Here is a 14586-nt window from a genome sequence, read left to right as displayed (position 1 = left end):
AGTTCGGGAATGTCTAGAAAGAGCAGGAGGATGAGAATGTTATTTGATATACATTGTCATATTTTACCGGCAATTGACGATGGCTCAAAATCAATGAAAGAAACAGAAAAAATGTTTCGGATGGCCAGAAAAGAAAGAATAGGAACGATTCTTGCAACGCCTCATTATAGCTGTGAAAGAGAACCTGAATTTTATAAAAGATGTCAGAATGTATACGAAGAAGTTTGTCAAATGATTCAAGAAAAGAATTTGGGAATACAGCTTCATTTGGGAAATGAGATTTTTTACAGTTCAGGAGTTTTAGAGGCATTGAAAAGAGGAGAAGCATTAACATTAAATCATACGAAGTATGTACTGGTTGAATTTGCACCCTATGTGGAACTTCTGACGATAAAAAAGGCAGTGCAGGAACTTCAGATGGCAGGTTATTTTCCGATATTGGCTCATATTGAGCGATATGAGTGCCTGAAAAAAGAATCGGAAGTACAAAATCTTGTAGATATGGGAGCTTATATTCAGGTAAATGCTTCGAGCCTGACGGGACGTCTGGGAATCCGAGTGCAGTGGTATCTAAAAAAATTAATGCGGCATGACTTGGTTCATGTCGTAGCAACAGATGCGCATGGTTCGAAGAAGAGACGCCCTATGATACAGGAAGCAGCAGGATATATCAAGAAAAAAGCCGGAGCAGACTACTGTAAGAAAATAACAGAAGAAAATCCGGAAAAAATAATTAGAGGAGAGAGGATTTGTGGATAAGTTAGAATTAACAGATGCAAAAGAACTGACAAATCAGGAAAAAGAAGTGTATCGTACGTTACGGACAAATCTGGAATTTACAGGAGTAGAAAACCGTGTAATTGCGGTTACGAGCTGTGGACCGGATGAAGGAAAAAGTACGGTGTCTTACAATCTTGGACGCACTTTGGCTTCCGCCGGAAAGACAACGTTATATATTGATGCGGATATGAGAAAGTCAATTTTGGCAAACCGACATCAGATTCAGGGGATTGAAAAGGGGTTAAGCCATTATCTTTCCGGTCAGGCTGATATGACAGAAGTTGTATACTCAACCAATAAAAAGAATTTCTTTATGCTTCCTTGTGGTCTGTTTCCGGTTAATCCAACCGAACTTTTAGGAAATGGAAGACTGGACAAACTATTAGAAGGTTTAAAGAAAACATTTGACTATATTATTATTGATACTCCTCCTCTTGGAAGTGTCATTGACGCAGCAGTTGTTGCAAAACGTTGTGACGGTTCTGTATTGGTGTTAGAAGCAGACCGCACACCAAAATCAATGGCAAAAAGTGTAAAAGAACAGCTTCAGGCGGCAAATCCGAATATCGTAGGTGTGGTATTGAATAAAGTAGATACCCATAAAGGCAGCTATTATGGTAAAAAATATGGAAGCTACTATGGAAAATATTACAAATAATAAATACATTGTGCCAGCACAATAGAAACAGGAAAAGAGGTACGAAATGAATAAAGAATACGATGACGAAATCGAGATTGATTTAGGTGCGTTATTTCAATGTCTTCTAAAAAAATGGTGGCTGATTGTAATCTGTGCACTGATTGGAGCCGGACTTGCTCTTGGAAGTACCATTTTACTGATTACACCAAAGTATCAGTCCAGTGCCATGCTTTATATTTTGAATAAAACAACCAGTGTAACTTCTCTTGCCGATATTCAGATTGGTAGTGCACTGACCGCAGACTTTGAAGTGATTGCAACAAGTAAGCCGGTAATTGACGGAGCAATTGAAACGTTAAAAAAAGAAGAAGGTAAAACATTTACAAGAGAGCAGATTTCAAAAATGCTTTCTATTACCAATAAAGAGGATACCCGTATTCTGGTGATTACAGCAACCAGTGAAAATCCTCAGGATGCCAGTATTGTGGCAAATGCGGTAGCAAAAAATACAGCGACTAAAATGGGTGAGATTATGAAATCTGATCCGCCGACTACTGTGGAAAATGCAGAAACACCGCAAGATTCAATCAGTCCAAGCTTGAAAAAGAATACCATTTTAGGATTTTTGGCAGGAGCAGTATTAGTCTGTGCAATCCTTGTCATCCAGTTCTTATTAAACGATAATATTAAGACAGAGGATGACATTGAAAAATATCTTGGTCTTTCTACTTTGGTAGCAATTCCAAAAGAAAAAGGAAAGAGTAGAAAGAAACAGGAAGTCAGACAGTTAAAAGAGGGTTCTCATGAAACAAAGAAATAAATGGTTCTGGGTGTTTTTTGTCATTTTTGTAATTGCGGTTGGAGTTGGAGCAGGATATTATTTCGGGCAAAAAGACCGTGAACAGGTTTATGAAGACCTGGCTGAGAAAAATAAAAAACCGCAGGAAGAAACGAAACAGGAAGAACAGACAACAGATGAACCGGCAGAAGAAGAAAAAACAGTAGAAATACCAATCGATTTTTCTTCTTTAAAAGAGAAAAATTCAGAGGTTTATGCATGGATTCGGATACCGGATACACAGGTAGATTATCCGATTTTACAAAGAGCATCGGATGACTTATATTATCTGGATCATACCATTGATGGAGCCGAGGGACTTCCGGGTTCTATCTACACCCAGAGTTTAAATGCCCAGGATTTTTCAGATAAAAATACGGTGATTTATGGTCATAATATGAGAGACGAGACCATGTTTGGAGGTCTGAAATCTTATATGGATGAATCTTATATGAAAGCTCATTCGCAGATTCTTATTTATACACCGGAACATATTTTGACCTATCAGGTATTTGCTGCGGTTACTTATGATAACCGTCATATTTTAAATTCATTCGATTTTGAATCAGAGGAAGGATTTCAGGAATATCTGGATTCATTAAAAGAAGTGAGAAATATGTCATCTTATATTGACTCTGATGTTGAAGTCACAACAGAGGATAAAATTATTACATTGTCAACCTGTAATGGAAACAGTGATCAGAGATTTCTGGTGGAGGCAGTGCTTGTAAATGAAGAATAAGAGTGGAAAAATAGTAGCGGTGGCAGTGCTTGGGATTGCCGGAATCTTATGCATTGCACTGCTGACAGCAGGATACCTTAAAAAAACATCAGAGGCAAAAAAGGTATCCCAAAATAAGCAGACATCGCAGGCAGAGGTTTCACAGGCTTCGGATAATACAATTGAATATAACGGACATAAGTATGAATATAATACGGATTTGGAAAACTATCTGTTTATCGGTGTAGATAAAAAGGAAGAAGTAACCCTTCAAGATACACCTGGAACAGCAGGTCAGGCAGACTGTGTTATGATTCTTTCGGCAAATAAACAAACAAAGAAAGTTAAAGTGCTTCAGGTATCCAGAGACTCTATGACAGATGTTGATATTTACGATGCAAACGGAAATTATTATACGTCAGTGAGAGCTCAGATTGCGACACAGTATGCCTATGGAGATGGAAAACAGAGCAGTTGTCTCGCAATGGAAAAGACGGTTTCGGAGTTGCTATATGATTTGCCGATTGCAGGGTATGTTTCACTTGACATTGCAGGGATTCATGCAATTAATGATGCGGTTGGCGGTGTTACGATTACGGTTCCCGAAGATTATACTTACATTAATTCTGTGTTCCAAAAAGGGGCTGAAATTACATTGACAGGAGATTTAGCGGAACTTTATGTAAGATATCGTGATATTAATCAAGAAGGAAGCAATAATGAACGTATGAGACGTCAGACTCAGTATATTCCGGCATTGATTTCTACAATCCGGCAAAACACAAGTGGGGTTGTAAGTTATTACAGTCTTTATAAAGATGTACTTGCCCCTTATATGGTAACCGACCTGGGAGCATCCCAGATTGACCGGCTCTCTTCTTATGAATTGGAGGAAGAGACAGAATATGTCCCAGGTGAAGTCGTGCCAGGGGAAATCAATGAAGAATTTCATGTAAATGAAGAACAATTGCGTGATTTGTTGATAAATATGTTTTACAAATCAGTTGAATAATGCTATAATGAGCGCAAAGCACAAATAGAATAAATTAGGAGGAAAATGATTATGAAAAAATTTATCGCTCTTGCATGTGCAGCAGTATTAACCGTAGCATCTGCAGTGACAGCGTTTGCTCAGCCAAGTGTAAGTGTATCTGGTGTAGTAACAGCTGTAACAACTGCCACAGATAAAGATGGAAAAGCTGTAAATGCAACATTTGGTGAAGTACCGGCAGAGTATGCCAGTGCAGTTGCTGAAGTAAAAACAGCAGAAAAATTAAAAGAACTGATTGGTTCTGACTATACATCTACAATGCAGGTTGTTGATGTGAAAAATGTAACAGTTCCGGATGGTACAGTATTCCCTGTAACTATCACATTCAAAGTAACAGGTGTAACAGCTTCTACAAAAGTTGCAGTTCTTCACTACAACACAACAACAAAAGCTTGGGAAAAAGTAGAAAGCAAAGCCGGTGATGGTACAGTCACAGCTACCTTTACTTCCCTTTCACCAGTAGCGTTCGTAGTTGACAAAGCAACAGCTGCTTCTACTACAACTACAAACAAAGGAACAACAACTACTACAAATAAGGGAACCACTTCTTCAACCTCTACTACAGGTTCCAAAACAGCTTCTTCTACAACATCACCGAAAACAGGTGAAACAAATGTTATGATGTATGCTGGAATTGTAGCTGTAGCAGCAGTAGCAGGAATGGCTGTTACAAGAAGAAAACGCGCTTAATTAACTACATCATATAGTTATAGCAGCTATAATTAAGAAATAAAAAGTCCGGGTATGGTGCTTCCCGGACTTTTTTAAATTTACAGGGGATTTTCTTCTATGAGTCAAAAAACACTTGCATTTTGTCGTACTTCATAGTATAATCAAATATGTTGTAAAAAAAGAGATGGTCCTCTGTTGTTGATTACATTAAGAACATCCGGAAGAATAAGGAGAAAAATCATGAACGAAATTATCAAAAACATTGAAGCTGCTCAGTTAAAAGCAGAAGTACCTCAGTTCAACGTAGGTGACACAGTAAGAGTACACGGAAAAATCAAAGAAGGAAACCGTGAAAGAATCCAGATTTTTGAAGGTGTTGTATTAAAGAAACAGGGCGGAAGCAACCGTGCTACTTTCACAGTAAGAAAGAACTCCAACGGAATCGGTGTTGAAAAAACATGGCCACTTCACTCCCCGAATGTTGAAAAGGTAGAAGTAATCAGACGTGGTAAAGTAAGACGTGCAAAACTGAACTACTTAAGAGACCGCGTAGGTAAAGCTGCAAAGGTAAAAGAATTAGTAAAATAATAAAAGTTAGAGGACAGGGACACATACTTATGTATATGTCCCTTTTCTTCCATCTTGAGGAAAAAAAATATGAGTAAGAAAACAATAAGAAAGCCGGCTTTTTTGGGAAAATATAACTGGAAAGCAATCCTTCCATGGATATTTCAGATTGCAGTTGTTTTGGCACTTGCAGCGATGATGTCTATTTTCTTTTGTCAGAGTGTGATTATGCAGGAGAGCAGTATGGAGCCGAGTATCGAAACCGGACAGCATCTGCTGATGAATAAGGTAACGTATAAGTTAAAAGAACCACAGCGTGGGGATGTGATTGCATTTAAAAAAGATGGCAAAGAACATTCCAGTATTCATGTAAAGAGAATTATTGGACTCCCCGGAGAAAAAATTCAGATTAAAGATGGAAAAGTCTATATCAATGGGAAACTCTATAAAGAAAAAAATTTTCCAAATATTATAAATCCGGGGCTTGCCGAACAGCAGATTACACTTGGAAAAAATGAATATTTTGTACTTGGGGATAACCGAAATAACAGTGAGGACAGCCGTTTTACAGAAGTACAAAATGTGAATGCAAAATATATTGAGGGAAAAATCTGGCTTCAGATTTCTCCGTCAAAGAAACCGGCTTTGATTAAATAGCGTAAGCAGCAGAATCAGCAGAAAGAGAGGCAGATATGAATTATCAATGGTATCCTGGTCACATGACAAAGGCAAGACGTATGATGCAGGAAAACATTAAACTTATTGATTTGATTATAGAAGTTGTCGATGCGAGAATTCCGCTTTCAAGCAGAAATCCGGACATTGATGAGCTTGGGAAAAATAAAGCACGTATGATTTTGTTAAATAAATCTGATTTGGCAGATGAACGTGAAAATGAAAAATGGCAGGAATATTTTACCCAAAAAGGATTTCATGTGGTTAAAATGAATGCAAAAAGTGGGGCGGGTGTGAAGAATGTACTGCCGGTTATCATGGAAGCCTGCAAAGAAAAAATTGAGCGTGATAAGCGAAGAGGCATTAAAAATCGTCCGATTCGTGCAATGGTAGTGGGAATTCCAAATGTTGGAAAATCGACATTTATCAATGCATTTGCCGGAAAAGCCTGTGCAAAAACCGGAAATAAACCAGGTGTGACAAAGGGAAAACAGTGGATTCGCATTAACAAAAACGTGGAATTATTAGATACACCCGGAATTTTATGGCCGAAATTTGAAGACCAGAGTGTAGGTGCAAAGCTGGCAATGATTGGTTCTATGAATGACCAGATTTTAAATTTGGAAGAACTTTCACTGGAATTATTAGGCTATCTTCATAAATGCTACGAGGGAATCTTGGCACAGCGTTATGAGTTAGAAGAAAGTGAAGATCGTCTTGCTATGTTAAGTGCGGTTGCTAAAAACAGAAACTGCTTAAAAAAGGGAAATGAATTAGATTATGCGAAGGCTTCTAATATTCTACTCGAAGAGTTCCGAAACGGTAAAATTGGCCGGATTACGCTGGAACAGGCTTAAGGGAGAATAAAAATGGAAAGCATTCGCGAGATAAAAGAGAAGCTTCAGTCTGCATGGACAGAGGAAGAAGCAAGTAAAGACTGGAAGGAAAGTATCAAAAGTCCACTGAACGAGTTTCTCACAAGTTATTCAGAGGATACCAGAAAAGGTGTGGTTTCTCTTTGTGAAAAGGCAAAAAAAGATTTCAAAAAACTGCATGCAGAACGAGAACGAATTGAGTCATTAAAGGTCTATGAACGGGAATATGAACATTTAGGATATATCTGCGGAATTGATGAAGTTGGAAGAGGTCCGCTTGCCGGTCCGGTGGTCGCAGGAGCTGTAATTCTGCCAAAGGACTGTAAGTTATTGTATTTAAATGATTCCAAACAGCTCTCAGAGAAAAAGAGAGAGGAATTGTACGATAAGATTATGGAAGAGGCAGTCGCAGTTGCGGTCGGATATGCGAGCCCTGCAAGGATTGATGAAATCAATATTTTACAGGCAACTTATGAGGCAATGCGGGAAGCAATTTCGAAACTTGAGGTGACACCTCAGATTTTATTAAATGATGCTGTCACAATTCCGGATGTTATTATTCCACAAGTTCCGATTATCAAAGGAGATGCAAAGAGCATTTCGATTGGAGCAGCGAGTATTATCGCAAAAGTGACGAGAGACCGTTTAATGAAAGAGTATGCAAAACTGATGCCGGAATATGACTTTGCTTCTAATAAAGGATATGGTTCGTCGGCACATATTTCGGCATTAAAGAAATACGGGCCTTCTCCAATTCACCGTGCAACGTTTATTAAGAACTTTATATAGGATGAAATTGTTTGTAGATGCAGAGAGAAGAAAAAAATACGCGGAGAATCGGTGCTTATTATGAAGAACAGGCAGCACAGTATCTTCAAAGTAAGGGATATACGATAATCAAACGAAATTATAAGACACCTTATGGCGAGATTGATTTAATTGCAAAAAAACCGGATTTACTGGTGTTTTGTGAAGTGAAATTTCGAAGCAGTGACCGATATGGAACGGGACTTGAAGCCGTAACGGTAAAAAAACAGCAGAGAATTATCAAATCTGCCCGATATTTTTGTAATTGGTACTGTGGTTCAAAAGAATTTGCTTATCGCTTTGATGTGATTGCCATTGAACCGCAAGAAAAGATTTGTCATATTGAAAATGCGTTCGAATTGTAAAATAAAGAGTTGATTCATGGGGAGTGGAGTTATGGATAATGGAATGATAGAGAAAAGTAAAAAAATACGATGGAAAACGGATGAATACATGAAAACGGTAGAAAAAAACGGTGTAACCTATTTAAAATATTGGTCGTTTGAGCCATTTGAGAAAACCATCATTCATGGATTTTCCACTCGTCTTGGTGGTGTCAGCAAGGGGATTTATGAATCCATGAACTTAAGTTTTACAAGAGGCGATGAGGAAGAAGCTGTTTTTGAAAATTATAGACGAATTTCAGAAGCGATTGGATTTTTGCCGGAAGATATTGTGTGTTCGGACCAGACCCATACAACGAATGTACGAAGAGTTGGAAGGGCAGACAGGGGAAAGGGAATTGTAAAAGCACGGGATTATACGGACGTAGATGGTTTAATCACGAACGCCCCGGGAATTGTGCTTGCAACTTTTTATGCAGACTGTGTGCCATTATTTTTTGTTGACCCAAAGAATCGGGCGATTGGGCTTTCTCATTCCGGATGGAGAGGAACAGTCGGAAAAATCGGAAAAGTAACGGTTGAAGCTATGAAAAGAGAGTTTGGTTCTAATCCGGAAGAGATTTATACAGCGGTTGGGCCATCTATCTGTCAGGACTGTTATGAAGTGAGTGAGGATGTAATTGTTCAGTTTGAAGAACAGTTTAAAAAAGAAAACCATAAAGATTTATTTTACAAAAAAGAGAATGGAAAATATCAGCTGAATTTGTGGAAGGCAAATGAACTGGTCTTTTTAGAAGCAGGAATCAAACCGGAACATATTACAATGCCTGGAATTTGTACCTGCTGTAATCCGAATTTTTTATTCTCACATCGTGCAAGTCATGGAAAACGTGGGAATCTGGCGGCGTTTCTTGGATTGCGCGAAAATCAATAGGCTAAATGCATAAAAATTTTGCTGCTTTTTTAAGGGATATTACATAGTTGTTACAAAATATGAAAAAAAGACTAGGAATCTGTTAAGAACTGTGTTATAATCAAGTTCGTGATTTGAAAAGGAGCTTAGATTATGAGAAATAAAACATGTAGAAGTTTATTTTTGTCTTTACTGATTGCAGGACTTACCGTAACACCTTGTTATGCAGCAACGACACAAAGTAAAATTTCTGATGCACAGAGTAAGAAACAGCAGACTCAGGATGATTTAAAAGAAGCGCAGAGCAGAATTTCTTCTCTGGAAGCAAAAAAAGATGATTTACAAGCTTATTTAACAGAACTGGACAGCCAGCTCTCAGATTTAGCCGATAATCTTTCAGATTTGCAGGAAAAATCAGATGCTAAGCAGAGTGAATTAGAAGAATTAAAAACCGAATTAGAGGCAGCGAAAGACCGTCAGAATGAACAGTATGAAAGCATGAAATTAAGAATTCAGTATATGTACGAAAAATCAAATGATTCTTACATTTCTATGTTGCTGGAATCCAAAAATCTTACAGAGTTTTTAAGTACAGCAGAGAATATCATGCAGATTACCAAGTATGACAGAGGCATGTTAGCAGCATATAAAGAAACACAGCAGGAAATCGAAGAAAAAGAAGCCAGTGTGGAAAAAGAGCAGAGTGCAATCGAAGCACTTCAGCAGGAAAGTCTGGAAAAACAGAATGAAATCGCTGACTTAATGAAAGGAACAAACAGTCAGATTGAAGCTTATACTTCTGAGATTTCAAATGAAGAAAACAGTGCTCAGGATTTACTTGCAAAAGTAAATGCACAGGAAGCAGAAATTGATAAATTAATTAAACAGCAGAAAGATGAAGAAGCAGCAGCCGAGCTTGCAAAACAGAAAGCTGCCGCACAGGCAAAAGCAGCTGAGGAAGCAAAGAAACAGGCAGCAGAAGCCGAAAGAGCCGCACAGGCAAAAGCAGCTGAGGCGCAGCAGAGTGCAAGCCAGAGCAGTGCTTCAAGCTCCACTCAGCAGACTACAGAATCTTCTGCTTCTACGAATACAAATACAACGGTAACAGAAACACCAAGTCAGGAAGAAACCGTAGAGGATACAAGCAGTTCTACAACAGAAGATACAAATGATTCTTCAAGCAGCTCCGGTGATTCTTCTTCCAGCTCTCAGGGAACTTACCTTGGTAAATTTACCATTACAGGTTACTGTAACTGTTCTCAGTGTGGAGGACAGGGTCTGACAGCAAGTGGAACAGTACCGACTGCCGGAAGAACAGTAGCAATGAATGGTATTCCATTTGGAACAAAATTGTTAATCAATGGAGTAGTTTATACCGTAGAAGACAGTGGTGTTCCTTATGGACACGTAGATGTATATTACGATACACATAGTCAGGCACTTGGAAACGGAAGATATTACGCAGACGTTTACCAGTTAAACTAAGAATATAGACAGTAAGAAGAAATACATAAAAAAACAAAAGAGAAATCGTAGCCAGGAAAGGTTATGATTTCTTTTTTGTTGAAAGAAAAAGCAGACAGAGCATTAAACTCTGTCTGCCTATTAAGTATGAATTAAGAATAACGATGAAGCAACTGGTTAATCTTTTCTGTTGTAGAACGAACTTTTTCTACAGAGAGGTCATGGTTTAAGATATCCATAATACTTGCCAGATATTTGCTCATGTCTGCCTCAAGATAATAAGGACGGGTGAGAATGTCCGGATTTTTGTAGTTTAAGTTTGTTGTGATTACTTTATGGATGTATTCTTTTTCGTAAAATTCATCAAATTTTTCAAGACCATCGGTGAAAAGACCAAAAGTAGTGCAGACGATAACGCGTTTTGCTTTTCTGTCTTTTAATTGTTTTGCGACATCGAGCATGCTTTCACCGGAAGAAATCATATCATCGATTACGATAACATCTTTTCCTTCAACAGAGTCACCTAAGAATTCGTGAGCGACAATCGGGTTTTTACCATTTACAACAGTAGAATAGTCACGACGTTTGTAGAACATACCCATGTCAACGCCAAGAATATTAGAGAAGTATACCGCACGCTGCATTGCACCCTCATCCGGGCTGATAATCATTAAGTGCTCGTTATCGATTTTAAAATCATCTACAGAAGCACATAATGTTTTTAAAAACTGATAGGTCGGCATAAAATTGTCAAATCCGGAAAGCGGAATGGCATTCTGCATACGCGGGTCATGAGCATCGAATGTAATGATATTAGAAACACCCATGTTTACCAGTTCCTGAAGCGCAAGTGCACAGTCAAGAGATTCTCTTTTGGTTCTCTTATGCTGACGGCTTTCATAGAGAAATGGCATAATGACATTGATTCGATGTGCTTTTCCGGTTGCTGTTGCAATAATTCGTTTTAAGTCCTGATAATGGTCATCAGGAGACATATGATTGATATATCCGTTGACTTTATAAGTAAGACTATAGTTGCAGACATCTACCATAACGAAAAGGTCGGTACCCCGTACAGATTCATTAATCACACCTTTTGCTTCTCCGGAGCCAAATCTCGGGCATTTACTTTCAATTAAAAAAGTATCTTCTGAATAACCTCGAAAGCTTAATCCGGATTTATTGTGGGAATCTAACTCCTGTCTGAATTGAACAAGATGAGAATCCACCTTCTGTGCCAGTTCATGGCAGCTGTCTAAGGCTGCAATTTTAATCGGTGCTACTGGAATGGATTTCTCCAGCAAACTGATATTAACCATAATGACCTCCAAATTATATTTTTTAAATTTGATTATTAAAATACCAGAAATTATTTAAAACAAAAACATTTCTGATATCAGTTGTAGATAAAATAGTGTTTATCCCAACTTTTCGACATAATTATACAATTAAGTTATAACATTTATATATCATGGCAGTCAAGGAAAAATATTGCTTTTTTTCGGTATTGTTGGTATTATAGATAATAACGGGGTTTAAAAGCTTCGTTTGGAAATGAGGATAGATATGAAACAAAGCAGACATAAAATCAAAGAAATACAAGAAGGAAGCATCGCACAGGAACTGGAATTAGAAGCTGGAGACGAGCTGATTTCAATTAATGGACAGCCGGTTGAGGATGTGTTTGACTATCACTATCTGGTAAATGATGAATATATAGAACTTCTGGTAAAAAAACAAAGCGGAGAAGAATGGGAACTTGAAGTCGAAAAAGACTATGATGAGGACCTTGGAATTGTGTTTGAAAATAGTTTGATGGATGAATACCGTTCTTGTAGAAATAAATGCGTATTTTGTTTTATTGACCAGATGCCGCCGGGAATGAGAGAAACTTTGTATTTTAAAGACGATGATTCCCGACTTTCTTTTTTACAGGGAAACTATGTTACACTTACCAATATGAGTGAACATGATATTGAACGGATTATTCATTATCATCTTGCACCGATTAATATTTCTTTTCAGACAACGAACCCACAACTGCGTTGCAAAATGCTGCATAATCGTTTTGCGGGAGACATTTTCCCAAAAGTGCAGAGATTGTTTGAAGCAGGAATTGAGATGAATGGACAGATTGTACTTTGTAAAGGGTTAAATGATAAAGAAGAACTTAAACGAAGTATTAAAGATTTATCAAAATACCTTCCGCATTTAAGAAGTGTTTCGGTTGTTCCGGTGGGATTAAGTAAATTCCGGGATGGACTATATCCGCTTGAACCGTTTGAAAAACAAGATGCGGAGGAAGTCATTGACTTAATTGAATCCTGGCAGAAAAAACTTTATGAAGCTTATGGACTCCATTTTATTCATGCAAGTGATGAGTGGTACCTGTTAGCAGGAAGAGAACTGCCGGAGGAGGAAAGATATGATGGATATCTCCAGCTGGAAAACGGAGTCGGTATGCTGAGGCTTTTGGAAACAGAGGTGGAAGAAGCCTTAGAGCAGAGAGAGGGAGATGAACGAAAATTAGAACTTTCTTTTGCAACCGGGCGGTTGGCATATGGATTTATCAGAAAATATATGGACTGGATTCAGGAGAAGTATCCAAATGTCAAAGTTCACGGTTATCAGATTGTAAATGATTTCTTTGGTGAAAAAATAACGGTATCCGGTCTTTTGACAGGACAGGATGTAATTGCACAGTTAAAAAATAAAGAACTGGGTGAATATCTATTATTACCTTGTAATCTGCTTCGAAGCGGAGAGAATGTATTTCTTGATGACAGGACAGTAGAAGAGGTAGAAAAAGAATTAAAGATTCCTGTAAAAATCGTAGAAGAAGACGGCGCTTCATTAGTTTCCGCTGTCTTAGAGAAAGACGCAGGAAGAGCACATAGAAGGAGACAGATGTATGAGCAAACCGATTGTAGCGATTGTAGGGAGACCTAATGTAGGAAAATCTACGTTATTTAATGCACTTGCCGGTGAGAAAATTTCAATTGTAAAAGATACACCAGGCGTAACAAGAGACCGCATTTATGCAGATGTAAGCTGGCTGGATAAAAACTTTACGTTAATTGATACCGGTGGTATTGAACCGGACAGCAAAGATATTATTTTGTCACAGATGCGTGAACAGGCACAGATTGCCATTGATACTGCCGATGTTATTATTTTTATTACCGATGTACGCCAGGGACTGGTGGATTCCGATGCAAAGGTAGCAGATATGCTGCGCCGCAGTAATAAACCGGTTGTACTGGTTGTCAATAAAGTGGACAGTTTTGATAAATTCATGATGGATACTTATGAATTTTATAATCTGGGAATTGGAGAACCGGTGCCGATTTCTGCAAGTGGAAAACTTGGAATTGGTGACATGTTAGAGAAAGTAGTCAGTCACTTTGAAGAGGGTGCAGGTCAGGCAGAAGAAGAGGAAATTCCGAAGATTGCGGTTGTAGGAAAGCCAAATGTGGGAAAATCTTCTCTGATTAATAAAGTCCTTGGAGAATCCCGTGTTATTGTTTCGGATATTGCCGGAACTACAAGAGATGCCATTGATACAAAAGTAGAATGGAATGGAAATGAATATGTTTTCATTGATACGGCAGGTCTTAGAAGAAAAAATAAAATTAAAGAAGAACTCGAACGATACAGTATTATCCGTACCGTAACCGCAGTGGAGCGTGCGGATGTCGTCGTTATGATGATTGATGCAACGGAAGGGGTAACCGAGCAGGATGCAAAGATTGCCGGAATCGCACATGAAAGAGGAAAAGGTGTCATTATTGCAGTCAATAAATGGGATGCAATTGAGAAAAATGATAAGACTATTTATAAGTTTACTAATAAAGTGCGTGAAATCCTTTCTTATATGCCTTATGCAGAAATTTTATTTATTTCTGCAAAAACCGGACAGAGAGTTCCGAAATTATTTGAAACCATTGATATGGTGCTTGAAAATCAGACCCTTCGTATTCAGACCGGTGTACTCAATGAGATTATGACAGAAGCCGTGGCAATGCAGCAGCCACCTTCGGATAAAGGAAAACGTCTGAAATTATTCTACATGACACAGGTTTCTGTAAAACCGCCAACATTTGTTATTTTTGTAAATGATAAAGAGTTAATGCATTTTTCTTACACAAGATATCTGGAAAATAAAATCAGAGAGGCCTTTGGATTTAAAGGAACTTCTTTAAAATTCCTGATTCGTGAGAGAAAGGACAAGGAGTAACA

General features: G+C 38.1%; 16 protein-coding genes. 15 read left to right on the top strand and 1 reads right to left on the bottom strand.

What is annotated here, in order from left to right; all coding sequences use genetic code 11:
• Positions 1–36: 36 nt before the first annotated feature.
• The 13 genes from ACYQ2D_RS03370 (at position 37) to ACYQ2D_RS03310 (ending at position 10368) form a co-directional block, all read left to right on the top strand.
• Positions 37–759: a CpsB/CapC family capsule biosynthesis tyrosine phosphatase gene (locus ACYQ2D_RS03370; protein ID WP_459784638.1), complete on the top strand. Its 723-nt coding sequence runs from the start codon at positions 37–39 to the stop codon at positions 757–759.
• On the top strand, positions 752–1438 hold the full coding sequence (locus ACYQ2D_RS03365; RefSeq protein ID WP_117456314.1) for a CpsD/CapB family tyrosine-protein kinase: 687 nt from the start codon (positions 752–754) through the stop codon (positions 1436–1438). The genes ACYQ2D_RS03370 and ACYQ2D_RS03365 overlap by 8 nt, the downstream gene beginning before the upstream one ends.
• A gap of 46 nt (positions 1439–1484) precedes the next feature.
• The gene (locus tag ACYQ2D_RS03360) at positions 1485–2240 is read left to right on the top strand and encodes a YveK family protein (protein ID WP_117456315.1); all 756 of its coding nucleotides are present in this window, start codon (positions 1485–1487) and stop codon (positions 2238–2240) included.
• Positions 2224–3000, top strand: coding sequence for a class B sortase (gene srtB / locus ACYQ2D_RS03355; RefSeq protein ID WP_459784636.1), 777 nt, complete (start codon positions 2224–2226; stop codon positions 2998–3000). Before ACYQ2D_RS03360 ends, srtB begins: the two co-directional genes overlap by 17 nt.
• Positions 2990–3991, top strand: a complete 1002-nt coding sequence (locus tag ACYQ2D_RS03350) for an LCP family protein (protein WP_459784635.1) — start codon at positions 2990–2992, stop codon at positions 3989–3991. Before srtB ends, ACYQ2D_RS03350 begins: the two co-directional genes overlap by 11 nt.
• Before the next feature lie 51 nt (positions 3992–4042).
• Complete coding sequence (locus ACYQ2D_RS03345; protein ID WP_459784634.1) at positions 4043–4720, top strand: LPXTG cell wall anchor domain-containing protein; 678 nt, start codon at positions 4043–4045, stop codon at positions 4718–4720.
• Between the two features lie 222 nt (positions 4721–4942).
• Positions 4943–5290 (top strand): 50S ribosomal protein L19, encoded by a 348-nt coding sequence (gene rplS, locus ACYQ2D_RS03340; protein WP_022302817.1) that lies wholly within the window; start codon positions 4943–4945, stop codon positions 5288–5290.
• Positions 5291–5359: 69 nt separating this feature from the next.
• On the top strand, positions 5360–5926 hold the full coding sequence (gene lepB / locus ACYQ2D_RS03335; protein ID WP_117456319.1) for a signal peptidase I: 567 nt from the start codon (positions 5360–5362) through the stop codon (positions 5924–5926).
• A 35-nt stretch (positions 5927–5961) separates the two neighbouring features.
• A complete protein-coding gene (gene ylqF / locus ACYQ2D_RS03330) occupies positions 5962–6801 on the top strand; it encodes a ribosome biogenesis GTPase YlqF (RefSeq protein WP_022302819.1) in 840 nt (279 codons plus the stop codon).
• 12 nt (positions 6802–6813) lie between these two features.
• Positions 6814–7608, top strand: a complete 795-nt coding sequence (locus ACYQ2D_RS03325; RefSeq protein ID WP_187558045.1) for a ribonuclease HII — start codon at positions 6814–6816, stop codon at positions 7606–7608.
• Between the two features lie 17 nt (positions 7609–7625).
• On the top strand, positions 7626–7991 hold the full coding sequence (locus tag ACYQ2D_RS03320) for a YraN family protein (protein WP_117456321.1): 366 nt from the start codon (positions 7626–7628) through the stop codon (positions 7989–7991).
• Positions 7992–8022: 31 nt separating this feature from the next.
• Positions 8023–8904, top strand: a complete 882-nt coding sequence (pgeF, locus tag ACYQ2D_RS03315) for a peptidoglycan editing factor PgeF (RefSeq protein ID WP_459784633.1) — start codon at positions 8023–8025, stop codon at positions 8902–8904.
• 132 nt (positions 8905–9036) lie between these two features.
• On the top strand, positions 9037–10368 hold the full coding sequence (locus ACYQ2D_RS03310; RefSeq protein ID WP_459784632.1) for a PcsB-like coiled-coil domain-containing protein: 1332 nt from the start codon (positions 9037–9039) through the stop codon (positions 10366–10368).
• A gap of 131 nt (positions 10369–10499) precedes the next feature.
• Here ACYQ2D_RS03310 and ACYQ2D_RS03305 read toward each other — a convergent pair whose 3' ends face one another.
• Positions 10500–11666, bottom strand: coding sequence for a ribose-phosphate pyrophosphokinase (locus tag ACYQ2D_RS03305; RefSeq protein ID WP_022302824.1), 1167 nt, complete (start codon positions 11664–11666; stop codon positions 10500–10502).
• 247 nt (positions 11667–11913) lie between these two features.
• Here ACYQ2D_RS03305 and ACYQ2D_RS03300 point away from each other — a divergent pair, with 247 nt between their 5' ends.
• Both ACYQ2D_RS03300 and der read left to right on the top strand, forming a co-directional pair.
• Positions 11914–13296, top strand: coding sequence for a DUF512 domain-containing protein (locus ACYQ2D_RS03300; RefSeq protein ID WP_459784630.1), 1383 nt, complete (start codon positions 11914–11916; stop codon positions 13294–13296).
• The gene (gene der, locus ACYQ2D_RS03295) at positions 13259–14584 is read left to right on the top strand and encodes a ribosome biogenesis GTPase Der (RefSeq protein ID WP_022302826.1); all 1326 of its coding nucleotides are present in this window, start codon (positions 13259–13261) and stop codon (positions 14582–14584) included. The genes ACYQ2D_RS03300 and der overlap by 38 nt, the downstream gene beginning before the upstream one ends.
• Positions 14585–14586 lie beyond the last annotated feature (2 nt).

Source organism: Blautia stercoris, from assembly GCF_054657695.1.
This window is presented reverse-complemented; position numbering and strand designations above follow the sequence as displayed.